General features: G+C 59.6%; 21 protein-coding genes. 19 read left to right on the forward strand and 2 right to left on the reverse strand.

Annotation, left to right across the window (positions count from 1 at the left end):
* Nucleotides 1-67 precede the first annotated feature (67 nt).
* The 19 genes from argS (at nucleotide 68) to DCC27_RS01695 (ending at nucleotide 20,525) form a co-directional block, all read left to right on the forward strand.
* Complete coding sequence (argS, locus tag DCC27_RS01605; RefSeq protein ID WP_110110008.1) at nucleotides 68-1,738, forward strand: arginine--tRNA ligase; 1,671 nt, start codon at nucleotides 68-70, stop codon at nucleotides 1,736-1,738.
* 30 nt (nucleotides 1,739-1,768) lie between these two features.
* A complete protein-coding gene (gene lysA / locus DCC27_RS01610; RefSeq protein WP_110110009.1) occupies nucleotides 1,769-3,193 on the forward strand; it encodes a diaminopimelate decarboxylase in 1,425 nt (474 codons plus the stop codon).
* A gap of 75 nt (nucleotides 3,194-3,268) precedes the next feature.
* The gene (locus DCC27_RS01615; protein ID WP_110098656.1) at nucleotides 3,269-4,600 is read left to right on the forward strand and encodes a homoserine dehydrogenase; all 1,332 of its coding nucleotides are present in this window, start codon (nucleotides 3,269-3,271) and stop codon (nucleotides 4,598-4,600) included.
* Nucleotides 4,601-4,604: 4 nt separating this feature from the next.
* Complete coding sequence (gene thrB / locus DCC27_RS01620) at nucleotides 4,605-5,573, forward strand: homoserine kinase (protein ID WP_110110010.1); 969 nt, start codon at nucleotides 4,605-4,607, stop codon at nucleotides 5,571-5,573.
* Between the two features lie 367 nt (nucleotides 5,574-5,940).
* Nucleotides 5,941-7,914: a transcription termination factor Rho gene (gene rho, locus DCC27_RS01625; RefSeq protein WP_110110011.1), complete on the forward strand. Its 1,974-nt coding sequence runs from the start codon at nucleotides 5,941-5,943 to the stop codon at nucleotides 7,912-7,914.
* A gap of 126 nt (nucleotides 7,915-8,040) precedes the next feature.
* Entirely contained in the window at nucleotides 8,041-9,123 is a 1,083-nt protein-coding gene (prfA, locus tag DCC27_RS01630; protein WP_110098659.1) for a peptide chain release factor 1, read from the forward strand.
* A gap of 11 nt (nucleotides 9,124-9,134) precedes the next feature.
* Nucleotides 9,135-10,112: a peptide chain release factor N(5)-glutamine methyltransferase gene (gene prmC, locus DCC27_RS01635; protein ID WP_110110012.1), complete on the forward strand. Its 978-nt coding sequence runs from the start codon at nucleotides 9,135-9,137 to the stop codon at nucleotides 10,110-10,112.
* A 15-nt stretch (nucleotides 10,113-10,127) separates the two neighbouring features.
* Complete coding sequence (locus DCC27_RS01640) at nucleotides 10,128-10,814, forward strand: L-threonylcarbamoyladenylate synthase (protein ID WP_110110013.1); 687 nt, start codon at nucleotides 10,128-10,130, stop codon at nucleotides 10,812-10,814.
* 14 nt (nucleotides 10,815-10,828) lie between these two features.
* Nucleotides 10,829-12,013, forward strand: coding sequence for an MraY family glycosyltransferase (locus DCC27_RS01645; protein ID WP_110110014.1), 1,185 nt, complete (start codon nucleotides 10,829-10,831; stop codon nucleotides 12,011-12,013).
* A complete protein-coding gene (locus DCC27_RS01650) occupies nucleotides 11,985-12,416 on the forward strand; it encodes a hypothetical protein (protein WP_110110015.1) in 432 nt (143 codons plus the stop codon). Before DCC27_RS01645 ends, DCC27_RS01650 begins: the two co-directional genes overlap by 29 nt.
* Nucleotides 12,417-12,860: 444 nt before the next feature.
* A complete protein-coding gene (gene atpB / locus DCC27_RS01655; RefSeq protein WP_110110016.1) occupies nucleotides 12,861-13,673 on the forward strand; it encodes a F0F1 ATP synthase subunit A in 813 nt (270 codons plus the stop codon).
* A gap of 184 nt (nucleotides 13,674-13,857) precedes the next feature.
* Complete coding sequence (locus DCC27_RS01660) at nucleotides 13,858-14,073, forward strand: F0F1 ATP synthase subunit C (RefSeq protein ID WP_110098665.1); 216 nt, start codon at nucleotides 13,858-13,860, stop codon at nucleotides 14,071-14,073.
* Nucleotides 14,074-14,149: 76 nt separating this feature from the next.
* A complete protein-coding gene (locus DCC27_RS01665; protein WP_110110017.1) occupies nucleotides 14,150-14,725 on the forward strand; it encodes a F0F1 ATP synthase subunit B in 576 nt (191 codons plus the stop codon).
* Complete coding sequence (locus tag DCC27_RS01670) at nucleotides 14,725-15,537, forward strand: F0F1 ATP synthase subunit delta (protein WP_110110018.1); 813 nt, start codon at nucleotides 14,725-14,727, stop codon at nucleotides 15,535-15,537. The genes DCC27_RS01665 and DCC27_RS01670 overlap by 1 nt, the downstream gene beginning before the upstream one ends.
* 78 nt (nucleotides 15,538-15,615) lie before the next feature.
* The gene (gene atpA / locus DCC27_RS01675; RefSeq protein WP_110110019.1) at nucleotides 15,616-17,253 is read left to right on the forward strand and encodes a F0F1 ATP synthase subunit alpha; all 1,638 of its coding nucleotides are present in this window, start codon (nucleotides 15,616-15,618) and stop codon (nucleotides 17,251-17,253) included.
* A gap of 62 nt (nucleotides 17,254-17,315) precedes the next feature.
* Nucleotides 17,316-18,206: a F0F1 ATP synthase subunit gamma gene (locus DCC27_RS01680; RefSeq protein ID WP_110098669.1), complete on the forward strand. Its 891-nt coding sequence runs from the start codon at nucleotides 17,316-17,318 to the stop codon at nucleotides 18,204-18,206.
* Between the two features lie 48 nt (nucleotides 18,207-18,254).
* Complete coding sequence (atpD, locus tag DCC27_RS01685) at nucleotides 18,255-19,709, forward strand: F0F1 ATP synthase subunit beta (RefSeq protein WP_110110020.1); 1,455 nt, start codon at nucleotides 18,255-18,257, stop codon at nucleotides 19,707-19,709.
* Between the two features lie 3 nt (nucleotides 19,710-19,712).
* Nucleotides 19,713-20,000, forward strand: a complete 288-nt coding sequence (locus tag DCC27_RS01690) for a F0F1 ATP synthase subunit epsilon (protein WP_110098671.1) — start codon at nucleotides 19,713-19,715, stop codon at nucleotides 19,998-20,000.
* A 39-nt stretch (nucleotides 20,001-20,039) separates the two neighbouring features.
* On the forward strand, nucleotides 20,040-20,525 hold the full coding sequence (locus DCC27_RS01695) for a DUF2550 family protein (protein WP_110110021.1): 486 nt from the start codon (nucleotides 20,040-20,042) through the stop codon (nucleotides 20,523-20,525).
* A 45-nt stretch (nucleotides 20,526-20,570) separates the two neighbouring features.
* Here the strand turns inward: DCC27_RS01695 and DCC27_RS01700 are convergent, their stop codons facing one another.
* A complete protein-coding gene (locus DCC27_RS01700) occupies nucleotides 20,571-21,548 on the reverse strand; it encodes a hypothetical protein (RefSeq protein WP_110110022.1) in 978 nt (325 codons plus the stop codon).
* Nucleotides 21,526-22,221 carry an endonuclease NucS gene (nucS, locus tag DCC27_RS01705; protein ID WP_110110023.1) on the reverse strand — a complete coding sequence of 232 codons (696 nt, stop codon included), beginning with the start codon at nucleotides 22,219-22,221 and terminating at the stop codon, nucleotides 21,526-21,528. Before nucS ends, DCC27_RS01700 begins: the two co-directional genes overlap by 23 nt.
* Between the last annotated feature and the right edge of the window lie 26 nt (nucleotides 22,222-22,247).

A 22,247-nucleotide genomic window follows, 5' to 3' on the forward strand; every position in this document is an offset into this window, starting at 1 on the left:
GTGATCATCGGACGTGAATACTGTACCCTATTCTGACTCAGATCTCGAAACCACTACACTATGAGGGGTGACCCCAGAAGAACTCTCAGCAACCCTTTCGTCCGTATTGCACCAAGCCATTGCGGCCGGTGAGATCGATCTTGATCCGCAGCTGATTCCGCAGCCGGTGAAAGTTGAACGCCCCCGTCACCGTGAACACGGAGACTGGGCATCGAACCTGGCGATGCAATTAGGAAAAAAGGCCGGGATGGCTCCCCGGGAGCTGGCCGAAATCCTGCGCACACGCTTGCAGGAGGAGTCGGGAATTTCCGCTGCAGAGGTCGCCGGTCCTGGGTTTCTGAACATTGTGGTGGAGGCAGCCGCGGCCGGACAGCTGGCGCACAGTATTGTCCAAGCCGGTGCTGAGTTTGGTCGTAACGACTCCTTGGCAGGCCAGGTCATTAACCTCGAGTTTGTCTCGGCTAACCCCACCGGCCCGTTGCATATCGGTCACACCCGCTGGGCGGCGTTAGGGGATGCCATCTCGCGACTGCTACGGGCCAGCGGCGCTGAGGTGACCAACGAGTATTACATCAACGACGCCGGCAACCAGATGAATACGTTCGCGGACTCGGTCTATGCCCGGATCCACGACCAGCCGGTGCCTGACGGTGGTTACCCCGGTGCATATGTCACCGACATTGCCCGCCACATTGTGGCCGAGGCACCCGAGTTGGCAGAACAAGACCACGACGAGGTGTTACCGGAGCTACGTCGCCGGGCCTATCGGTTGCAGTTACAGGACATTCAAGACACCCTAGAGTCCTTCGGGGTCCACTTCGACGTCTGGTTCTCCGAACAGTCCCTGCACGATGCTGGCGCCATCGACTCGGCAGTCCAGCACCTGCGGGATCAGAACGAAGTTGATGACCACCAGGGCGCGGTCTGGTTACGCACCACCGACTTCGGCGACGATAAAGACCGCGTGCTGATTCGCGCCAATGGAGAGCCCACCTACTTTGCAGCCGATGCCGCCTATTATTTGTCGAAGAAAGAGCGCGGATTCGAACAGAAAATCTATTTGCTCGGGGCCGACCACCACGGTTATGTCTCGCGACTGAAGGCCATTGCCGCTTGCGCTGGAGACAACCCACGGCACCATATTGAAATCTTGATTGGCCAGCTGATCTCGGTCAACGGGGCGAAGCTGTCCAAACGCGCCGGCAACATCATCGAACTCAAGGACCTGGTGGAGTGGCTGGGACGTGATGCATTGCGCTACGACCTGGCACGGTATCCAGCCGATTCGCCGATCACTATTGATCCAGACCTGTTGCGCTCGCGCACCAACGACAACCCGGTCTTCTACGTCCAATACGCACACGCCCGGTCTCGTTCGGCGGCCCGGACCGCTGAAGCTCACGGCATCACTCGTGATGCGCTACCCTTTGATGCCGGTACCCTGACCGACCCGACCGAAACCGCACTGTTGGCTCAGCTCGGTGAGTTCCCCGCGGTCGTTGGACACGCCGCGGCCGTACGCCAGCCTCACCGGGTGGCACGGTACCTGGAGAATCTTGCCGGTGCCTATCACTCCTGGTATGGGGCGTGCCGGATCGTGCCGGCTCCAGATGAAGACGGGTCCGTCCCGGCAGCACAACCGGTCAATATTGCCCGGTTGTGGCTCAATGATGCCACCAGTCAGGTCTTGGCCAACGGCCTGGACCTGCTGGGCGTGTCGGCTCCAGAGAAAATGTAACCACCGATCACCGCGCGAAAGAGAACCCCGATGACTGAATCACCGTTGGCACCGTCTTGGTTGAGTTACCCCAGCGACACGTCGTATCTCAATCCCGTGATGTATTCGAACGGTACCACCCGTCAGGTTTCCGGGGAGGTCACCATCGGCACCGTGCCGGTCTCCGAGCTGGCCGCCACGTACGGCACGCCGTTGTTGGTGGTTGATGAGGATGATTTTCGCGCTAGGGCCCGAGGTTTCGTTGAAGGATTTAATCGCGCCTTCGACTCCTTGTGTGGCGGGGTAGATGTCTACTACGCCTCCAAGTCTTTGCTCACCGTCCAGGTCGCCCGCTGGGTGGCCGAGGAAGGCTTAAACATGGATGTGGCCTCTGGCGGTGAGCTTGCGATCGCGCTACGGGCCGGGTTTGATCCGGCCAAGATCGGCCTGCACGGCAATAACAAATCCGATCAGGAACTCACCCGGGCCTTGCAAACCGGGGTGGGGCGGATCGTGGTGGATTCCTTATCCGAGATATACCGCTTGGCCGCGCTGGCCGAATCAGCCGGTGTGAGCGCACCGGTCATGTTGCGTTTGACCACCGGGGTTCATGCCTCAACCCACAGCTATATCGCCACCGCTCACGAGGACCAAAAATTTGGTCTGAGTATGATTCCGGCTCCGGGAGAGGAACGTTCCGCGGCCGAACAAGCGGTGCTGGCCGTGGCGGAACATCCCCACTTGAGGTACTTGGGGTTGCACTCACACATCGGATCACAAATTTTTGAAGCCGATGGTTTTACCGCCGCTGCCGACAGGATGCTGAACTTTATTGCGGCCCTGCAAACCCAGCACGGGATCACCACCGCCGAGCTGGACCTCGGAGGTGGCTACGGCATTGCCTACACCGAAGCTGATCGTCCCCGAGCCCCTGAAGATATCGCCGACTCACTGGCTGAAGGGATCCGCGCTACGCTCCAGTCACTCACCATTGACTGTCCTCGGATCTCGATCGAACCCGGTCGTGCGATCTCCGGCCCGGCCGGCTCCACCCTCTACCGGGTGGGTACCACCAAAACCGTGTGGGTTGATGACCCCACCGGGGCCGACCAGCCCGTCCCACGTCGTTACGTCGCCGTTGACGGCGGGATGTCCGATAACCCGCGTCCGGTGCTGTATGACGCCGACTACTCGGCCACCCTGGCCTCCCGGGTCTCTCAGGCCGATCCGGTACTGACCCGAATAGTTGGCAAACACTGCGAATCGGGCGATATTGTAGTGCGAGACACCTACCAGCCTGAGGACCTCGACGATCAGGACCTGGTACTCGTGCCGGCTACCGGCGCGTACTGTCACGTGATGAGTTCCAACTACAACGCATTACTGCGCCCTGCGGTGGTGGCCATCTCCGGAGGATCGGCCCGTCTGATTATTCGTCGAGAAACTGACCAGGACCTCTTCGCCCGCGAAGTCTAAGCCCCATGACGTTGTCTTGGGTCCCAGTCCAAGACAACACAAATTGTCGACAACTACGAACGAGCTCGGAGGAATATGACCGGCAAGCCCGCTGTACAAGAACTCAAAGTCGCTTTGTTAGGTGGCGGCACCGTCGGGTCACAGGTAGCCCGCATTTTGGTAGAAGACTCTGAGCTGATGACCGAACGGGTAGGTGTGTCGCTACGGTTGACCGGCGTGGCGGTGCGCAACCCTGAAGCCGAACGCGACTACCAGCTACCAGCCGAGTGCTACACCACCGATGCCAAGTCCCTGGTACGTGATGCCGACATCGTCATTGAACTCATGGGTGGCATCGCCCCGGCTCGCGACCTTATCCTCACGGCATTCGACTCCGGGGCCTCGGTAGTCACCGGTAACAAAGCATTATTGGCTACCCACGGGCACGAGCTCTATCAAGCAGCCGCCGATGCCGGAGTACAGCTGTCTTTTGAAGCCTCAGTGGCTGGGGCCATCCCCATTTTGCGTCCGGTGCGTGACTCGTTATCTGGCGACCGTATCACCCGCATCATGGGAATCGTCAACGGCACCACGAACTACATCATGGACCAGATGGATAGTACCGGTGCGAACTTCTACGACGCCTTGGCCGAGGCGCAACGGCTCGGTTATGCCGAAGCAGACCCCACCGCAGACGTGGGTGGCGCCGACGCCGCAGCTAAAGCCGCGGTCCTGGCTCACCTGGCTTTTAGTACCCCGTTCACCCTGGAACAGGTCTACTGCCAGGGAATGACCAACATTACTGACCGCGATCACCAGATGGCCGCGGAAGCCGGTTATGTGATCAAGATGTTGGCGATTATCGAGCTGGTGCAGACCGCCGATGACCAAGAACCCGGTGTGGTCTTGCGGGTTCACCCCACCTTGCTGCCACGTGTGCACCCGCTGGCCACGGTGCGCGGGGCCTACAACGCAGTATTCGTGGAAGCAGAGAACGCTGGCGAGCTGATGTTCTACGGACCCGGTGCCGGGGGAGCCCCCACTGCCTCGGCCGTGATGGGCGATACGGTCTCTATTGCCCGTCGCATTCTGCGCGGTGGACCCGGCCGACCACACACCACCACGGGGCGTCTGAAAGCACTCGGCGTGGGCGATTCCATCACCCGCTACATGGTGGTACTGCGGACCGCGGATGTTCCCGGTGTGCTGTCTCAAGTCGCTGGCGTCTTTGCCGAGCGTGGGTTGTCCATTAAATCCATGAACCAGTCCCCAGATGAGGAGGCTGCCGCCGTGGGCAAACAGCGTGCCTTACTGCGGTTCATCACTCACCAGGCCCGGGAATCCGATCTGTCGCAGACGGTCAGTGCCGTTGAAGAACTCGACGTTGTTGACGCTGTCTTGGCCACGATGCGGGTGGAAGGTGACTAGTCCCATGGGTAGCGCAACTCCTGCTACGCAACGCCCCCCGGACCGGGTACCGGCCGGTATCACCGTTAGGGTTTCGGTCCCTGCCACCTCGGCGAATCTCGGCCCCGGTTTCGATGCCGCCGGTCTGGCGGTACAACTGTTCGACGAAGTTGAGATCATCTCGACTGAGGCCGGGTACTGCGTGGAGATCACCGGCTATGGCCAGGACTACTTGCCGACCGATTCCCGGCACTTGATAATCTCTACCATCCGTGAGTTGCTGGCCTCGATCGGCTGGACAGTACCCGGGTTGAAGGTCCGGGCGATCAATCGCATCCCGCATTCTCGTGGGCTCGGCTCGTCAGCAGCCGCTCACGTGGCGGCTGTTCTCGGGGCGCAGGGGCTTCTGCCCCGACACGCCCAGCGTACCCACGACGAGCTGTTGCAGTGGGCCGCGGAGCTAGAAGGCCACCCTGACAACGTGGCTCCGGCCCTGTTTGGTGGGCTGACCCTGTCCTGGTCAACCCATGCCCAGTTCCATACTGCTCGGTTCGAACCGGCCCCAGAATTGACTCCCGTGGTGGCCATTCCGGACAAACCGGTGGGCACTGCCACGGCTCGCGAACTTCTTCCTGAGGCCGTGCCTCACGCTGAAGCGGCTGCAAATGCTGCCAGCGCCGCGCTGTTAGCTCCAGCGATCACGACCGACCCCAGTCTGCTCTATGTCGCCACACGCGATTACCTGCACCAGGAATATCGATTCGCGGCAATGCCACATACCCTTAACGTGGTCCGTGTGATGCGCGCCCACGGCTTCGCTGCGGTCGTATCTGGTGCCGGTCCGACCGTGATGGTGTTGACTGCCTGCCCGGAGGAAGCCCGACGAGCTTACGCGGCGCTGGAAGAGACGGTAGCGCCCCAGCGTCGACACTGGGATCTCCACATTCTGGCAGTAAATCTCGAAGGTGCTAAACTGGAGATAGTCCGCCCGTGATGGGTTGCCGTGACACGACAGTCTGTGTCGACGGATTGCGTAGCCCATGACACAATACGGTTCGCGGATTTCTCCTCAACCGAGGGCTCTTTGTTCAGTGCATGAAAACGGCCGAACGAGTCATGTCATGGTCACTGTGCAATACCACTGCGATGGCATTCGCCGTGGCGACTGTCCTGCGTGCGGAGCACGTGCACAGAATGGCTACGACGCGGTCGCTAGACAAGAGTCCTGGCTGTCGGTGTAATCCAGAATTGAAGATGTCTGGGCACCGAGCATATTGAGGCGCTAAAGGCTCATAGACCAACGCAAAAAAGATGCGGACGAACACACAGTTCCCGCCTGACGAGGGAGAAGGATTACCTTCGTGACCGAAACCATCGATACCCAATCCCAGCAAGACTCCAACACTGCTGGGAACGCTAACGGTTTAGCTTCTCTGAAATTGGCCCAACTCCAGGCTCTCGCTTCCCAATTAGGCATCACGGGCGGCTCCCGGATGCGCAAGGCCGCTCTGGTCGAAGCGATCTCTGAGCACCAACGTGGGGGAGTGGCTGCTCCGAGCACTCAGCCACGTTCCAAGGACGACCAGACCGAACAGTCCGGCGACCAGACGCAGGAATCACCGGAGAAGGGCTCGTCCCAGGGCGCCGAGGGGCCCGCACAGCATGAGGACTCGGAGCACGCGGAGAACAAAGACTCACAACGCCGGCCGAGACGCTCACGGTCCCGGCGCGCTAACGCAACAGCGGGTGACCCTACCCACGGTGACACCTCTTCCGAGGAGCCCTCGACAGATCAGTCCGATGCGTCGGAGCAGTCCGACGAGTCTGACCAGTCAGGCCGGCGCGAGCGCACACACCGTCGCGGGAACAATCGCGATGACGACGAGAAGCGTCAGGACCGCAAAGACGGCGACGACCGCGATTCCTCCGAGGACAACGGCGAAGACCGGGACCGGAAGAAGGGCCAGCGTCACCAGCGTGAGGACCGGGACCAGAGCTCGGACCAGGATGACAACAACGGTGATGATTCTCAGAACAATCGCCAACGTCGTTCTCGGAACCGGGACCGCAATAACCGCAATAAGCGCAAGAGCAACAATGATCGTCGCCAGCAAAACCGCGATGAGCAGCAAGACGTGCGTGACGATGAGGTCTTGCTTCCCATTGCCGGTATCTTGGACGTTCTCGACAACTACGCCTTCGTCAGGACCTCGGGATATTTGCCGGGCCCGAAGGACATCTATGTCTCGCTGTCGTTTGTGAAGAAATACGGCTTGCGCAAAGGTGACGCTGTCCGCGGTGCGATTCGCCAGCCCGGCCAGGATAACGACCAGCAGCACCACGGCGGTGGTCGTGGCGGACGGGGTAAGCACAAGAACCGTCAGAAGTTCAATGCACTGGTCAGGATCGACTACGTGAATGGTCAGCCCGCCGTGGAGAACCCGGAGCGCGTTGAGTTCAACAAGCTCGTTCCGCTGTACCCGAACGAGCGGTTGCGGCTGGAGACGGATCCGAAGAAGATCGGCCCGCGTATCGTAGACCTGGTAGCTCCGATCGGTAAGGGCCAGCGCGGTTTGATTGTGTCTCCGCCCAAGGCCGGCAAGACTGTGATGCTGCAATCGATTGCCAACGCCATTAAGGAAAACAATCCCGATGTGAAGCTGATGATGGTGCTGGTGGATGAACGTCCCGAAGAAGTTACCGACATGGAACGCTCGATTGATGGCGAAGTCATCGCCTCGACCTTCGATCGTCCTGCCGACGACCACACCACCGTCGCTGAATTAGCGATCGAACGGGCCAAGCGCATGGTGGAGCTGGGCAAAGACGTGGTGGTGCTGTTGGACTCGATGACTCGTCTGGGTCGCGCCTACAACCTGGCCACCCCGGCATCCGGACGCATCCTGTCCGGTGGTGTGGACTCAGCTGCGCTTTACCCGCCGAAGAAGTTCTTCGGGGCTGCCCGCAATATTGAAAACGGTGGTTCGCTGACCATTTTGGCCACTGCCCTGGTAGAAACCGGCTCGCGGATGGACGAAGTGATCTTCGAAGAATTCAAGGGCACCGGCAATATGGAACTGCGTCTCTCGCGCGAGCTGTCTGAGCGCCGGATCTTCCCGGCTGTGGATGTCAGTGCTTCGGGTACTCGCCGCGAAGAGAACCTCCTCTCGCCGGAAGAGATCAAGATTATGTGGAAGCTACGCCGCGTGCTGTCTGGTTTGGAAACCCAGCAGGCGCTCGAGTTGCTCACCAATAAGATCAAAGAAACAGGGTCCAACGCAGAGTTCCTCATGTTGGTCTCGAAGACTACTCTGGGCGGCAAGTCCGACTCTTAGCGATTTTTTCAAGCCACCGCCCGCACAGCGCAGTGAACCGACTGACCTTTTCGGTTGTGTGCTGTCGGCGGTGGCTTGAGTGTGTCCCTGCCCGTCCACAGTCATCTGTTCAACAGAAAGTTCATCATGTTTGAATCCGTGCAGCACCTGCTGGAAGAACACCAAGAGGTCACCGAGGCCCTGGCAGACCCGGATGTGCACTCCGACCCTGGGAAATCCCGGAAGCTGGGCCGGCGATATGCCGAACTTAACGGAATTGTGGGCGCTTATCGTACCTGGTCGACGTTGCAAGACGATCTCTGCGATGCTCAAGAACTGGCAGCGGAGGACGAAGACTTTGCCGCTGAGGTCCCGATCTTACAAGAGCAGGTCGATACCGCGGCCGAACGTCTGCGCCGACTGCTGATCCCGCGTGACCCCGATGACGCCCGTGACGTGATTTTGGAGATTAAAGGCGGTGAAGGCGGTGAAGAAGCCGCACTGTTTGCGGCTGACCTGACCCGTATGTACATCAAGTACGCCGAACATAAGGGGTGGAAAACCGAGATCATCTCCGCGACCGAATCGGATCTCGGCGGGTATAAAGACGTTCACCTGGGGGTACGCGGTAACTCCAACGATCCAGCCGAAGGTGTCTTTGCACACCTGAAGTTTGAAGGCGGAGTCCACCGTGTGCAACGTGTGCCGGTCACCGAATCCCAGGGCCGGATTCACACCTCCGCTGCCGGTGTGCTGGTGTTCCCCGAGGTTGATGAGCCCGAAGAGATTGAGATCAACCAGAACGACCTGAAGATCGATGTGTATCGTTCCTCCGGTCCGGGTGGTCAGTCTGTGAATACCACAGATTCGGCGGTACGTATCACCCACCTACCCACCGGCATCGTGGTCTCGATGCAAAACGAGAAGTCTCAAATCCAGAACCGTGAAGCTGCCATGCGCGTGTTGCGCTCCCGGCTGCTGGCCTACCAGCAAGAAGAACTGGCTGCGGCAGAAGCCGAGACCCGGGCTTCCCAGGTGCGAACTATGGACCGCTCGGAGCGGATTCGGACCTACAACTTCCCCGAGAACCGCATCGCCGATCACCGGACCGGTTATAAAGCCAATAACCTCGACAAGGTCCTCGAAGGTGATCTGGGGCCCGTCGTGCAGTCCTGCATCGATATGGATGAGGCCGAGCGACTTGAAGCGCTGGGCGAGCACGAAGGCTAGGATCCTGGTACATGTCGGGCCAGCAGCATGACGGCTTTGCGTTGCGTGAGACCCTGCACCAGACACAGGCGCGCTTAGCTCAAGCCGGTATCGACCAAGCGGTAGCCGAAGCACGCGTGTTGCTCGCGCACGTCTTAGGGCTTGAACTCTCAGACGTAGCCAAGGCCAGCTTGCTGGGAGATCGGATCACCGGCGAGCAGTACCAACGACTCACGAGCTTGGTCGATCGCAGGATCCAGCGTGTGCCCCTGCAACACCTCACCGGGGCTCAGAGCTTTTACGGAGTCAGCCTGCGGGTGGGGCCGGGTGTATTTATCCCGCGTCCGGAAACCGAGGCGCTGGTGGAGCTGGCCCAGCAACTGCTGACCACACGCGACGGGGATTTAACCGTGCTGGATTTGTGTAGCGGATCGGGCGCGATCGCGGTGGCCCTGGAACATCACTGGAACCAAGAGACTCCGCAGCACAGGGAGCATTCGACGCACAAGCTGCAGGTGATCGCCGTGGAAAACGACCCGGTGGCTGTTCGGTATTTGCAGACCAACACCCACGCCACGAACATCACCACCGTGCGCGCTGATGCCACGGATGTCAACGCCATGCTCATCGCGCACCCCGGGCTTCGCGAATGGATCGGCCACGTCGATCTGGTGGTAGCTAACCCGCCATATGTGCCCGAAGCCTACGCGGTCGTCCAGCCCGAAGCCGCAGCCGATCCACCGATCGCCCTCTACGGGGGCAACGCCGATGGCACTGCCATTCCGCTGGCCGTGGCCACAACAGCAGCTCAGTTTCTGGCCCCCGGCGGTTGGTTGGTGATGGAACACGACGCATCACACGCAGACCGCCTCCGGCAGTTGGCCTCCGAGCAAGGGATGTGGCAGACGGTAACAACCCTGTCCGACTACAACGACCGACCCCGATTCCTCAAAGCCCAACGGGTCGATTCCAAGACTCACCCGTGCAGCGACCGGGGGCGACAGAAATAATGCGAGAATAGCACCGTGAGTACTCGATACGACGCCCAAGATCCGGCACAACGCTCAGCAGGCATTGCCGATGCGGTGGAGGCCATCAGAGACCGCCAATGCATCGTGCTACCGACCGATACCGTCTACGGCATTGGAGCTGACGCATTCTCGGCTCAAGCGGTCGCAGTCCTGCTCGCTGCCAAGGGACGATCGCGGGCCACCCCGCCCCCGGTGCTCATGGCACATCCCCGCGTGTTGGACGCATTGGCTGATGACATTCCGGACCAGGCTCGTGCGCTGGCCGATGCTTTCTGGCCCGGTGCACTCACCCTGATACTGAACGCTCAACCCTCGCTGACCTGGGATCTGGGCGAAACCCACGGTACCGTGGGACTGCGCGTTCCGGACGACGAGCTAGCTCGCGATATTTTAGAACAAACCGGCCCGATGGCCGTGTCATCAGCTAATCGCCATGGCCAGCCCGCCGCCACCTCAGCGATTATGGCCCAAGAAGCGCTCGGGGAATCGGTTGCGGTCTACCTCGATGGGGGAGATCGCCAAACCCAAGCGCCCTCGACCATTGTGGACTGCACCGTGAGCCCACTGCGCCTGATCCGGGCTGGTGCCATTAGCATTGACACGTTGCGTGAGGTGGTGGAGGATCTCCTCGATGTGGGTGAGAGCGCACCTGATGCCCCTGACGATACAACGCAAGGCTAATGCGCTGAGAATCCATGAAGGTCTATTTACTGCTACTTCTCGTCACGGCGGCGCTCAGCTTCGTGTTGACCCCACTCGTTAGGCTGATCGGCATTAAAGTCCGGGCGTACACTCCCGCGCGGAAACGTGATATGCACCGCGATCCCATTCCGAAACTCGGCGGTGTCGCCATGGCTGTGGCGGTGATCATGACGCTAGGTGTAGCTGGAACTATCCCTTTCCTCGATGCCATCTTCGCCGATCCGGCCCCCGTGCGCGGTGTGTTACTGGCGATTCTTGTGATTGTGATGTTTGGTGTCGCTGACGACCTGTGGGACCTGCACTGGTCGCTGAAACTGCTCGGCCAAATCCTGGCCGGGCTGTCCCTGGGGCTGAACAGCATCAAAGTTGAGGCCATGCCGGTGGGCTGGATTCACGTCGAGAGCGAAGGCCTGCAAATCGCCCTCACTGTCCTCGCGGTGGTCCTGACCGTTAACGCCTTCAACTTCGTCGATGGTCTCGACGGCTTGGCGGCCGGGGTCGCGCTGATTGGTGGCTCCGTTTTTTTCATCTATAGCTACGTACTGACTCGCACGATCAACGCCTATGACTATTCCAACCTCGCCACCTTGTTGATGGCCGTCTTGTTAGGTGCCTGTATTGGGTTCCTTCCCTTTAATTTCAATCCCGCCCGCATCTTCATGGGAGAGGTCGGCGCCCAACTCATCGGATTGCTGATGGCTGCCGCCGCGGTGGCCGTCACCGCCGATGTGGGAGCGCTGGAAGGCTTTCGGTTCCGCAACGTACCTGCCTACATGCCTATCATGTTGCCACTGGCCGTACTGGTGCTACCGTTGCTCGATCTGCTCATGGCCGTGGTACGTCGCACCGCCCGACGCAGTAGTCCTTTCTCCGCAGACCGCGGCCATATCCACCACAAGCTGGTCGATGGTGGTTACACCCATCGCCAAGCCGTGCTGTTGCTGTATTTGTGGACCTTCGTGGTCGCCTACGGCACGGTGTCTCTGACCTTTTTCGAGCCCTGGATCGTTATGCTGATTACTAGCCTGGCCCTGGCGGTCACGATGTGGTTGACATTTCGGCCCTGGATCTTGCGCCGCGCCTACTATCGCCGGTTGAATCAAATACGACAAGCCCGCCGAGCCCAACACCAACGGGAGCAACACCACGATGCAACAGACCACCGTCCGTCGACGTAACCGCTTGGTCAATCGCCACGGTTGGTGGGGAATCTTCTTTCATGCCAGCTGGGTCACGTTGCTCGCTGTCCTCGGAGCCGGGGTGCTGTTTGGCGGTCTGGATGGCATCTACGGGTGGTGGTCGGCCATCCTGGCCGGGCTGATTGTCTGGGTGCTGTCTGCCGTGAGCGTCGTGGTGATTGCGGTGGTGTGGCAAAATCATCGCGATCTGGCCATTCCTCTGGCCATGGGGGCCTTCGTCGTCAAGATCATTGTCTGCGCGATCCTGCTCAGCGTGGTGCCGACTCCCGATTGGTTGATGGCCACGCCCGCGGCCTTGACCGCTCTGGGCGCCATCCTGGTCTGGCAAATTACCGAAGTGCTGGTCTTTACGCGCACCCGAGAGCAGATCTACCACGACTGACGCGCCAGCTTTGACGAGCTCGGCTCACTGGGTCTGGCCCACCGGTTTCTGCTGACATCATGGCCCTCGGTGGCCTGCCTGCCGCGCACCATCAGGTATGAGATGAACCACATGCAGTGGGTGAGGGCCATCGCATGAGTGATGCCACGTCAGCACCGCCCGGCGCCGAGGTGCCTCCAGTCCTTTTGGGCGAGACCATGGGGGAGAAGTAGAACACTCGACCGTGGTCCCGGAAGTGATGACCAAGGCCGAACCGTTGAGCGGGGGTTGCTAAGTCGGGAAAAATCTGGGTTGATTCCCCGACCAGGTGTCCGTAACCCCACTCTCATTTGATAGGCTGTTCTACGGACTGCAACGGGGTAGCCGTTGCGATGACTGTGTCAGCGTCACCACACCGTCTTCATCACACCTTGGCTTGTGGTGATCTATGAAGAGAGGATTCGCGTGCTTCCACTCGTGCTTGCTACTTCCACTATCGGAAGTGAATTTGTGCCTCCCACGATTGAGGATACGCACCTCCCGGAAATTATTCCGTGGATGGCCGAATACGGGACCGGCTTCGGCAAGCAGATGCTGATGATTCTCCTCTCGATTGTGCTGATCTGGGCCTTCTTCGGTCTGGCCATGCGCAAGCCCACCATTGTTCCGGGCAAGGCACAGTTCCTGGCCGAATCCGGTTATTCCTTCGTTCGCAACGGTATCGCGCGCGACATTATTGGCGAGAAGCACTTTAAGTCCTGGGTGCCGTTCCTTTTTGCGATCTTCTTCTTTGTTCTCTTCAATAACCTCTTTGGAGCGATTCCCTTCCTGCAGTTACCCAGCTTCTCTCACGCGGGTGCTGCCTATGCCTTGGCGTTGATCGTCTACGTCACCTGGATTGCGACCGGTGTGCGTCGCCACGGCCTCCCATACTTCAAGCTGGCTGTCGTCCCGGCCGGAGTTCCCGGCTGGATTCTTCCGGCCCTGGTCCCGCTGGAGATCATCTCCAACTTCATTGTCCGTCCGCTGACTCACTCGCTACGTCTGATGGCAGTGATGCTGTCGGGTCACATGATTGTGATGCTGGCCGGTTCCGGTGCTGAATATCTCATCACCGAAACTGGAAACCTCGCCCTGCAGGCTACCGGCGTGCTGGTCATCGTCGGTTCGGTGGCTCTGTACTTCCTAGAATTGCTGATGATGGTCTTGCAGGCATTCGTCTTTACCTTGCTGACCGCGATTTACGTCCAAGGTGCCATCGACGCGAACGAACACTAGCTTGCGGTATACCGTATGCACAGTGTACGGCGTGCCGAAAGGAAAATAACCCCATAGGTTTATCGTCCATCCGGGCGATCAGGTGAGAGAAACACCTTTCAAAAACTTCCTGGTACCGGTCAATCATCGGAGCCTGCCGGGAACCCTCACAACCTGCCGACAAAGGCATCTTGAAAGGAACACAATGGAACTGCATGGTTCATTGAACATGATTGGCTACGGTCTGGCCGCTATCGGCTCCGCCATTGGTGTGGGTCTGATCTTCGCCGCTTACATCAACGGCGTTGCCCGCCAGCCCGAATCTCAGCGTATCCTGCAGCCGATCGCGCTGCTGGGCTTCGCTCTGGCTGAAGCCCTTGCGATTCTGGCACTGGTCTTCGCCTTCGTGATCGGCGCGTAGCCGTCAAACCATCCCGACCGGTCGCGAGTCAACCGGTCACTAATGTCAAGAACGTACACCAAAGGATGGTTTTCACATGAACGGTATGAATGTGATCATCGCGGCGGCTGAAGGTGCAAACCCGCTAATTCCCAACTGGTGGGAAGTCATCGTCACCTCAGCCGGCTTCTTGGTGCTGATGTTCGTCGTCGTCAAGTTCATCGCTCCGGCGCTGGAGTCCTCCTACACTAAGCGAGTTGATGAAATTGAAGGCGGTCTGGAACGGGCCGAGAAAGCTCAAGCTGAAGCCAACGCCATGATGGCTGACTATCAGCAGCAGCTTCAGGATGCTCGGGCCGAAGCACATCAGATCCGGGAAGACGCCCGCGAAGAAGCAGCACAGATTGTTTCGGAATCCCGCACCCGTGCCAGCGAAGAGGCAACACGGATTAACGAACAAGCATCAGTACAGATTGCTGCCGAGCGTCAACAGGCTGTGACGTCGTTGCGCGCCGAGGTCGGTACTCTGGCAACCAGCCTGGCCTCCAAGATTGTCGGCGAGGCCCTGGACGATGATGCACGCTCGCAGCGGGTTGTCGACAGGTTCCTGGAGGACCTGGAGAACAACGAAGCTGCCCAAGGATCGACCACGAGTGCAGGTGCAACTGAGTGATGTCTCTAGCATCGAGTGATTCATTGGCCAATATCAGTCCCGAGCTAGAGAGTTTTCTCACCAGCAACGGACTGGACACCGCCCGCGAGCTGTTTGCCGCGCTTCGGGTGATTGATCAGCAGGGAGCGCTGCGGCGTAGCCTGGCTGACCCTACCGCAGAATCCACCAAACGACAGGGCCTCGTGGAGCGTATCTTCAGCAATCACGTCGGCGCGAACGCGTTAGGTGTGCTGCGATTGCTGGTCGGACAGCGCTGGTCGAAAGAACGCGAACTCGGCGATGCAATCGAGACCGCAGCGGCACAAGCCTCGGCTGCCTCCGCCGAAGGCGAGGGCCTTGCCGGACTGCAACAGCTCACCGAACAGCTGTTGGGTTTCGACCAGCTGATTCAAGAATCCCACGAGGTGCAGTGGGCTTTGTCGGATCAGCAGGCACCAGCCAGTGCACGTGGCGATCTGGCCGTGAAACTGGTGGGTGTCAACGCCCGGGAAGAGACCAAAGCCTTGGTCCGCCAAGCGGTAGAAGCTCCTCGCGGTGCCAAGCCAGCTGCGGTGGTTCGTCACTTCGCTAACGTAGTGGCAACCCGGCAACGTCGATGGATCGCCGATGTCACGGTGGCAAAACCACTACAGCAGTCTCAGCAGGATCGTCTCGCGCGGGGTCTGTCCGCAGCCTTTGGCCGCGAGCTGACTCTCAACGTTGAGGTTGATCCACAGCTGGTCGGTGGTATTCGTGTTCAGGTTGGCGATGAGGTCGTGGACTCCTCGATCTCTGCGCGACTGAACGATCTCAAGACAAAAATGGCCGGCTGAGACCGGCACTCGACAAGATTGACAACCTGAGGTTGCCGCTAGCAGAGCAACCAGAGATGAAGAGAGCAGGGACTGCAGATGGCCGACTTGACCATCAACGCTGATGACGTCCGCAATGCCCTCAGCGAGTTCGCTGAGTCGTATGAACCTTCCGACACCGAGCGTGTTGAAGTCGGCTACGTCATTTCAGCTGCTGACGGAATTGCCCGCGTGGAGGGCTTGCCCTCCGCGATGGCCAACGAGCTACTACGTTTTGAAAACGGTGTGATGGGCCTGGCCCAGAACCTGGACCCCCGCGAAATCGGTGCGGTGGTGCTGGGTGAATTCCAGGGCATTGAAGAAGGTATGGAAGTACGTCGGACCGGCGAGGTGCTCTCGGTTCCCGTCGGCGATAACTTCCTCGGTCGTGTGGTGGACCCGCTGGGTAACGCGATCGATAACCTCGGTGAGATCACCGCGGAGACCACTCGTCCGCTGGAAGCTCAGGCTCCCGGTGTGACCGAGCGTAAATCGGTGGAAGAGCCCCTTCAGACCGGTATGAAAGCTATTGACGCGATGATCCCGATTGGCCGTGGCCAGCGTCAGCTGATCATTGGCGACCGTCAGACCGGTAAGACCGCGATTGCCGTGGATACCATCCTGAACCAGAAGGCCAACTGGGAGTCTGGTGACCCGACCAAACAGGTCCGTTGCATCTACGTAGCCGTGGGTCAGAAGGCCTCCACCATTGCCTCGGTTCGCCAGACCCTTGAAGAGCACGGCGCACTGGAATACACCACGATCGTGGCTTCCCCGGCATCCGACCCGGCAGGTATTAAGTACCTGGCCCCATACGCCGGTTCCGCTATTGGCCAGCACTGGATGTACAACGGCAAGCACGTGCTGATCATCTTTGATGACCTCACCAAGCAGGCCGATGCTTACCGTGCGGTCTCGTTGCTGTTGCGTCGTCCTCCGGGACGTGAAGCGTACCCCGGTGACGTGTTCTACTTGCACTCCCGGTTGCTGGAACGTTGTGCCAAGGTCTCCGATGAACTTGGTGGCGGGTCCATGACCGGCCTGCCGATCGTGGAAACTAAAGCGAACGACGTTTCCGCGTTCATTCCGACCAACGTCATCTCCATTACCGACGGCCAGATCTTCTTGCAGTCTGATCTGTTCAACGCTAACCAGCGTCCAGCTGTTGATGTGGGCATCTCGGTGTCGCGCGTGGGTGGTGCCGCTCAGACCAAGGCGCTGAGGAAGGTCTCGGGTACCTTGAAACTGGACTTGGCTCAGTATCGCGACATGGAAGCTTTTTCGATGTTCGCTTCCGACCTGGACCCGGCAACCCGTCGTCAGCTGGCCCGTGGTGCCCGCCTGATGGAGTTGCTCAAGCAGCCGCAGTACACTCCCTACCCGGTGGAGGACCAAGTTGTTTCGATCTGGGCCGGCTCGCAGGGCCACTTGGACGAGGTGCCGGTCGAGGACGTGTCGCGCTTTGAGCGTGAGTTCATCGATCACATGCGTCGCCAGACCTCAGTTCCTGCACAGATCGCCGAAACTGGCAAGCTGTCCGACGAGATTGTCGATACGCTGAAGACCGAGGTGGAGAGCTTCAAAAAGAACTTCCTCGCTCAGGGCAACGACTCCCAGGTGCAGCCGGGCCACGAGGAACACGAGGCCATGGCCGATGAGAGCATCTCGCAGGAAAAGATCGTCAAGCAGAAGCGCTGAACAGCTAGCTAGTCACCTGGTCTGATCCAGACCCTCCTGCTAGTTAGCCAGAAAGGACAAGCATGTCAGCATCTGACATTCGGGTGTATCGCCAAAAGATCGCCTCGACAGGTTCCATGCGCAAAATCTTCAACGCGATGGAGCTGATCGCTACCTCGCGTATTGGTAAAGCGCGTGAGCGCGTGGCTGCTTCGACTCCGTACGCTAATGCCATTACTCGTGCGGTATCTGCGGTGAGCTCTCAGCAGGACATCGATCACGTGCTGACCTCCGAGGTGGAAAATCCCACCCGGTCGGCAGTACTGATCATGGCCGCTGACCGCGGTATGGCCGGTGCTTATTCGGCCAACGTACTACGGCACGCCGAGGAACTGCTAGAGCGTTTGAAGTCCGAGAACAAAGAAGCCGATCTTTACCTGATCGGCCGAAAGGCTCAGGCCTACTTCGATTTCCGTCGTCGCGAATACAAAAAGCTCTGGACCGGTAACACCGACAACCCAGAATTTTCCACCGCCAAAGAGGTGGGCGAAACTCTCGTTGATGCCTTCCTGACCGATACCGATCAAGGTGGTGTTGACGAGATCCACGTCGTGTTCACCGAGTTCAGGTCGCTGGTCTCCCAGGTCCCGACGGTCGTGCGGTTGTTGCCGCTGGAAGTTGTGGAAGAAGAGGTCACCGAAGAAACTGAGCTGTTGCCACTGTACGAGTACGAGCCCGATCCTGAGCAGGTGTTGGACGCGTTGTTGCCCAAGTACATCGAGTCTCGCATTTTTTCGGCCATGCTCCAGGCTTCGGCTTCCGAGCTGGCGTCGCGTCAGCGGGCTATGAAGTCGGCTGGTGACAACGCCACGGATTTGATCCGCGAGTACACGTTGGAAATGAACAATGCACGCCAGGCTTCCATTACTCAGGAACTCACCGAGCTGATCGCCGGTGCAGACGCTCTGGGCTAAGTTCGAACCCGAAAAACCTAAACTCCATCCACCAGTGAAGTGAGAGAAATGACTGCCACCATTAATGACACTGCAACAGGCCAGCAGGCCGGCGCGGTGGGGCGCGTTGCTCGAGTAACCGGTCCGGTGATCGATGCTGAATTCCCAGCCGATGCTATGCCGGAGATCTACAACGCCCTCACCGCCGAGATGACGATTGACGGCAAGACCCAAACTGTGACCTTCGAAGTTGCCCAGCACCTAGGTGAGAACCTGGTGCGCGCTATTTCGATGCAGTCTACGGACGGTCTGGTTCGTGGCGCCGAGGTGAAGGACACCGGAGCTGCGATCTCGGTTCCGGTTGGCGACGTCGTCAAAGGACATATCTTCAACGTGCTCGGCGAGTCGCTGGATGTGCCGGCCTCCGAACTTCAGGTAACCGAGCGCTGGCCGATCCACCGCCAAGCTCCGCCGATTGCAGACCTTGAGGGTTCGACCGAAATGCTGGAAACCGGCATTAAGGTCATTGACCTGCTGACCCCCTATATCAAGGGTGGAAAGATTGGCCTGTTCGGCGGTGCCGGTGTGGGTAAGACCGTGCTGATCCAGGAAATGATTACCCGTGTGGCGCGCAACTTTGGTGGTACCTCGGTGTTCGCCGGTGTGGGTGAGCGGACACGTGAGGGTAACGATCTCTGGGTTGAAATGGACGAGGCCGACGTGCTCAAAGATACCGCTCTGGTCTTCGGTCAGATGGATGAGCCACCGGGAACCCGTCTGCGCGTGGCCTTGACCGGTCTGACGATGGCAGAGTACTTCCGCGATGTGCAGAAGCAGGACGTGCTGTTGTTCATCGACAACATCTTCCGTTTCTCCCAGGCTGGTTCCGAGGTCTCCACGTTGCTGGGTCGTATGCCCTCTGCGGTGGGTTACCAGCCGACCCTGGCAGATGAAATGGGTGTGCTGCAGGAGCGGATTACCTCCACCCGCGGTCACTCCATTACCTCGATGCAGGCGGTCTACGTTCCCGCAGACGACTACACCGACCCGGCTCCCGCTAACGTGTTCGCCCACCTGGATGCGACCACCAACTTGACTCGTGATCTGGCCTCCCGTGGTCTGTACCCGGCGGTGGACCCGCTGGCCTCGACCTCACGTATTCTGGACCCGCAGTATGTCGGTCAGGATCACTACGAGGTTGCCAACCGCGTGAAGCAGATTCTGCAGAAGAACAAGGAACTGCAGGACATCATCGCGATTCTAGGTATCGACGAGTTGTCTGAAGAAGATCGCGTCACCGTGATGCGTGCGCGGAAGATCGAGCAGTTCCTGTCGCAGAACACCTACACGGCGAAGCAGTTCACCGGTGTTGACGGTTCCACCGTGGCCATCAAGGACACCATCGAAGGCTTCAAGGCGATCTGCGATGGCGACCTGGACCACATCGCTGAACAGGCCTTCTATAACGTCGGTGGCTTGGACGATGTGGAACGTGAGTGGGCCAAGATCCAGAAGGAAAACTAATCCATGGCTGACGAGAATATTCTCAACGTCGAAATCGTCGCTGAGGACCACCAGGTGTGGTCGGGGCAGGCACGGTCTGTCTCGGCTCGCACCATTGACGGTGAGGTCGGGATCCTTCCCGGCCACACCCCGATGCTGGCGGTGCTGGGTGATGGTGAAGTCGTTGTGGAGACCGCAGACGGGTCTGCAGTGGTGGCAGAGGCATCCGGGGGGTTCTTCTCTGTTCACGAAAATCGCGTCACCTTGGCTGCCACGCAGGCGCGCCTGCACGAGTCACAACCGAGTGCCTAACTCCACAACGCAGAAGAACATTCAGCTCAGTGAGGTGCCTTGGCCGATAGCGTAGGGACGATCGGGCTGGTGCTGGCCTGGGTTTTCGCCCTGGTGATAGCAATCAGCCTGGTGTTATTAGGGATCATCGCCTGGCGGCGACGAACCCTGCTGAAAACACCCGGTACCTTCCCGGCCAAGGCGCTCACTGCCGTTGGGGGCGAGAAGCTGGCGACGGCCCGAGGCGTGGTGGTCTCGTACCATGAGTCCAGCGTGGAAGTACTGGCGGTGTGGTCCATCTCGCCCCTACCGTATTTTTCGGTGGCTCGCCACGTCTTGGAACTACACCGTGACACCAGTGACCACCGCACCGGTTCAGATGTTCGCCTGGAACTACTGGACCTAGACTCTGGAGCCCGGATAACGCTGGCGCTCTCGGCTGATCACTGCGCTGAGCTGACGACCTGGCACGAATCCGGGCCAGCTGTTGGAATCGGTCACTGGCGTGAGGCCCCCGAGCGCGTCCAGCGTCGCAGGTATTTCTAAACATACCTTGTCCGTCCCGAGCCTGTGGCCGGCGTTGGGCACGCTTTAGAGCCGACACGCGGCAGCGGTCAGCTCTGCGTCCGGAATCCCTCCGGCCCGTCTGAGGCGTTGAAGCTGTTCGGGAACATCGCAGGCTCCCGAGGCCAACGTGTTGCGTCCGGCGACGGTCGCAAGATTGCGGTGGGGATCGCGGGAGAGCATAATCGGCCCCATATGATAGCCCGTTGTATCCGCGAGGGTGTGACCACCAGCGGGAAAGGTTGCCGCTGAGGCATCTGAAACCAAGGTGATGGCATCAGCAAACAGTTCAAAGCACCATTGCACGGCGCGCGGATGAACGTGATGGGTATCGGCGATGAGTTCCACGATGGCCTCCCCGCCGGTCGCGAGCCGATAGATAGCCGGCAGAAGACCGGGGTCGCGATGGTGGAACCTCGGCATCGCGTTGAACAGGTGCGTGATACGCACCGGTTCGTGCAGCTTGTCTGTGATCCGCTCACAAGCGGTCACAAACTCCCGCTCCGAACAGGCCGTGTGCCCAAGACTCGGCGAAATTCCCATGGCCAGCAGACGGTCGATCACTTCTTGGGCGCCGGGAAGCTCGGGAGCAATTGTCATGACGGTCACCGGCCGGTGAGCACGCTGCTGAATCACCTCGAGCTGATTCAGCAGTTCGCGGGCCTCGGGCTGGTCACCGGTCAATAGCAACGCCGGCGGATGCGCTCCGGCTGCTGCAGGGCTGAGAAAAGGTCCTTCGAGATGAAGACCGGCTAGCTGTTGACGGTCGACCAGGGGGGCGAGCTGGACTACCCGGCGGAGCAGTGCCTGCGGGGCCATGGTGGGTAATGTTGCGATGATATGCCGGGTTCCGCGGTCGTTCAGGTGTTGGATGCAGTCCAGAACGCGCTCGAGCGGAGAGGTCGCAAAATCTACGCCCGCAAAGCCGTGAATATGGCCGTCAGCCACTCCGTGCTGAGCTGATTCGTGCTGAGAGGTGGCGTTAGAAAAGGCGGGATTCGGCATCGTCGACGCCTCGCATTGCGTCGTAGTCGAGAGTGACACAGCGGAAGCCACGGTCTTCGGCCAGCACCCGAGCCTGCGGTTTGATCAGTTGGGCAGCAAAGACGCCTTCGACCGGGGCCAAGAGTGGGTCACGGTTGAGCAGCTCCACATACCGGGTAAGTTGTTCCACACCGTCTATATCTCCCCGGCGTTTCAGCTCCACGGCCACGGTGGTTCCGTGGGGGGATTTCGCGACAATATCGATCGGTCCAATGGCTGTCATATACTCGCGCCGGACCAGTGTGTGTCCCGGGCCTAAGGTGTCGATCTGTTCGGCCAGCAGGCGTTGCAAATCGGCCTCGACCCCGTCTTTTTCCAAGCCCGGGTCGTGGCCTAAGTCGTAACTGTGGTCATCGAGGACCTCGTAGAGGTGGATCAGGAGCCGGTCGTCGGACTTAGTTGACTGCACCGTCCAGATCTGTTGGATGCCTTCTTCTCGTTGCGTGTCGTTGACCGGGGTCGGGCGGAGTGTTGCTGGCGGAGACATCCAATTGAGCGGTTTATAGCTTCCTCCGTCGGAATGGACGAGGACGGAACCGTCGGCTTTGAGCATCAGCACACGTTTAGCCCGGGGCAGATAGGCACGGAGCCGACCCTGGTAGATCACGGAGCATTCGGCAATTACTAAGCGCACGCAGGCCAGTGTACCGCGGGGCCACC

Source organism: Auritidibacter sp. NML130574, from assembly GCF_003185725.2.
In the GTDB taxonomy this organism is placed as follows: Bacteria; Actinomycetota; Actinomycetes; order Actinomycetales; family Micrococcaceae; genus Auritidibacter; species Auritidibacter ignavus.

Bases quoted from the DNA above. Each gene is read 5' to 3' on its own strand.
- lysA (WP_110110009.1), top strand. From the start codon at position 1,769: ATGACTGAATCACCGTTGGCACCGTCTTGGTTGAGTTACCCCAGCGAC.
- DCC27_RS01615 (WP_110098656.1), top strand. From the start codon at position 3,269: ATGACCGGCAAGCCCGCTGTACAAGAACTCAAAGTCGCTTTGTTAGGT.
- thrB (WP_110110010.1), top strand. From the start codon at position 4,605: ATGGGTAGCGCAACTCCTGCTACGCAACGCCCCCCGGACCGGGTACCG.
- prfA (WP_110098659.1), top strand. From the start codon at position 8,041: ATGTTTGAATCCGTGCAGCACCTGCTGGAAGAACACCAAGAGGTCACC.
- prmC (WP_110110012.1), top strand. From the start codon at position 9,135: ATGTCGGGCCAGCAGCATGACGGCTTTGCGTTGCGTGAGACCCTGCAC.
- DCC27_RS01645 (WP_110110014.1), top strand. From the start codon at position 10,829: ATGAAGGTCTATTTACTGCTACTTCTCGTCACGGCGGCGCTCAGCTTC.
- DCC27_RS01650 (WP_110110015.1), top strand. From the start codon at position 11,985: ATGCAACAGACCACCGTCCGTCGACGTAACCGCTTGGTCAATCGCCAC.
- DCC27_RS01660 (WP_110098665.1), top strand. From the start codon at position 13,858: ATGGAACTGCATGGTTCATTGAACATGATTGGCTACGGTCTGGCCGCT.
- DCC27_RS01665 (WP_110110017.1), top strand. From the start codon at position 14,150: ATGAACGGTATGAATGTGATCATCGCGGCGGCTGAAGGTGCAAACCCG.
- DCC27_RS01670 (WP_110110018.1), top strand. From the start codon at position 14,725: ATGTCTCTAGCATCGAGTGATTCATTGGCCAATATCAGTCCCGAGCTA.
- atpA (WP_110110019.1), top strand. From the start codon at position 15,616: ATGGCCGACTTGACCATCAACGCTGATGACGTCCGCAATGCCCTCAGC.
- DCC27_RS01680 (WP_110098669.1), top strand. From the start codon at position 17,316: ATGTCAGCATCTGACATTCGGGTGTATCGCCAAAAGATCGCCTCGACA.
- atpD (WP_110110020.1), top strand. From the start codon at position 18,255: ATGACTGCCACCATTAATGACACTGCAACAGGCCAGCAGGCCGGCGCG.
- DCC27_RS01690 (WP_110098671.1), top strand. From the start codon at position 19,713: ATGGCTGACGAGAATATTCTCAACGTCGAAATCGTCGCTGAGGACCAC.
- DCC27_RS01700 (WP_110110022.1), bottom strand. From the start codon at position 21,548: ATGCCGAATCCCGCCTTTTCTAACGCCACCTCTCAGCACGAATCAGCT.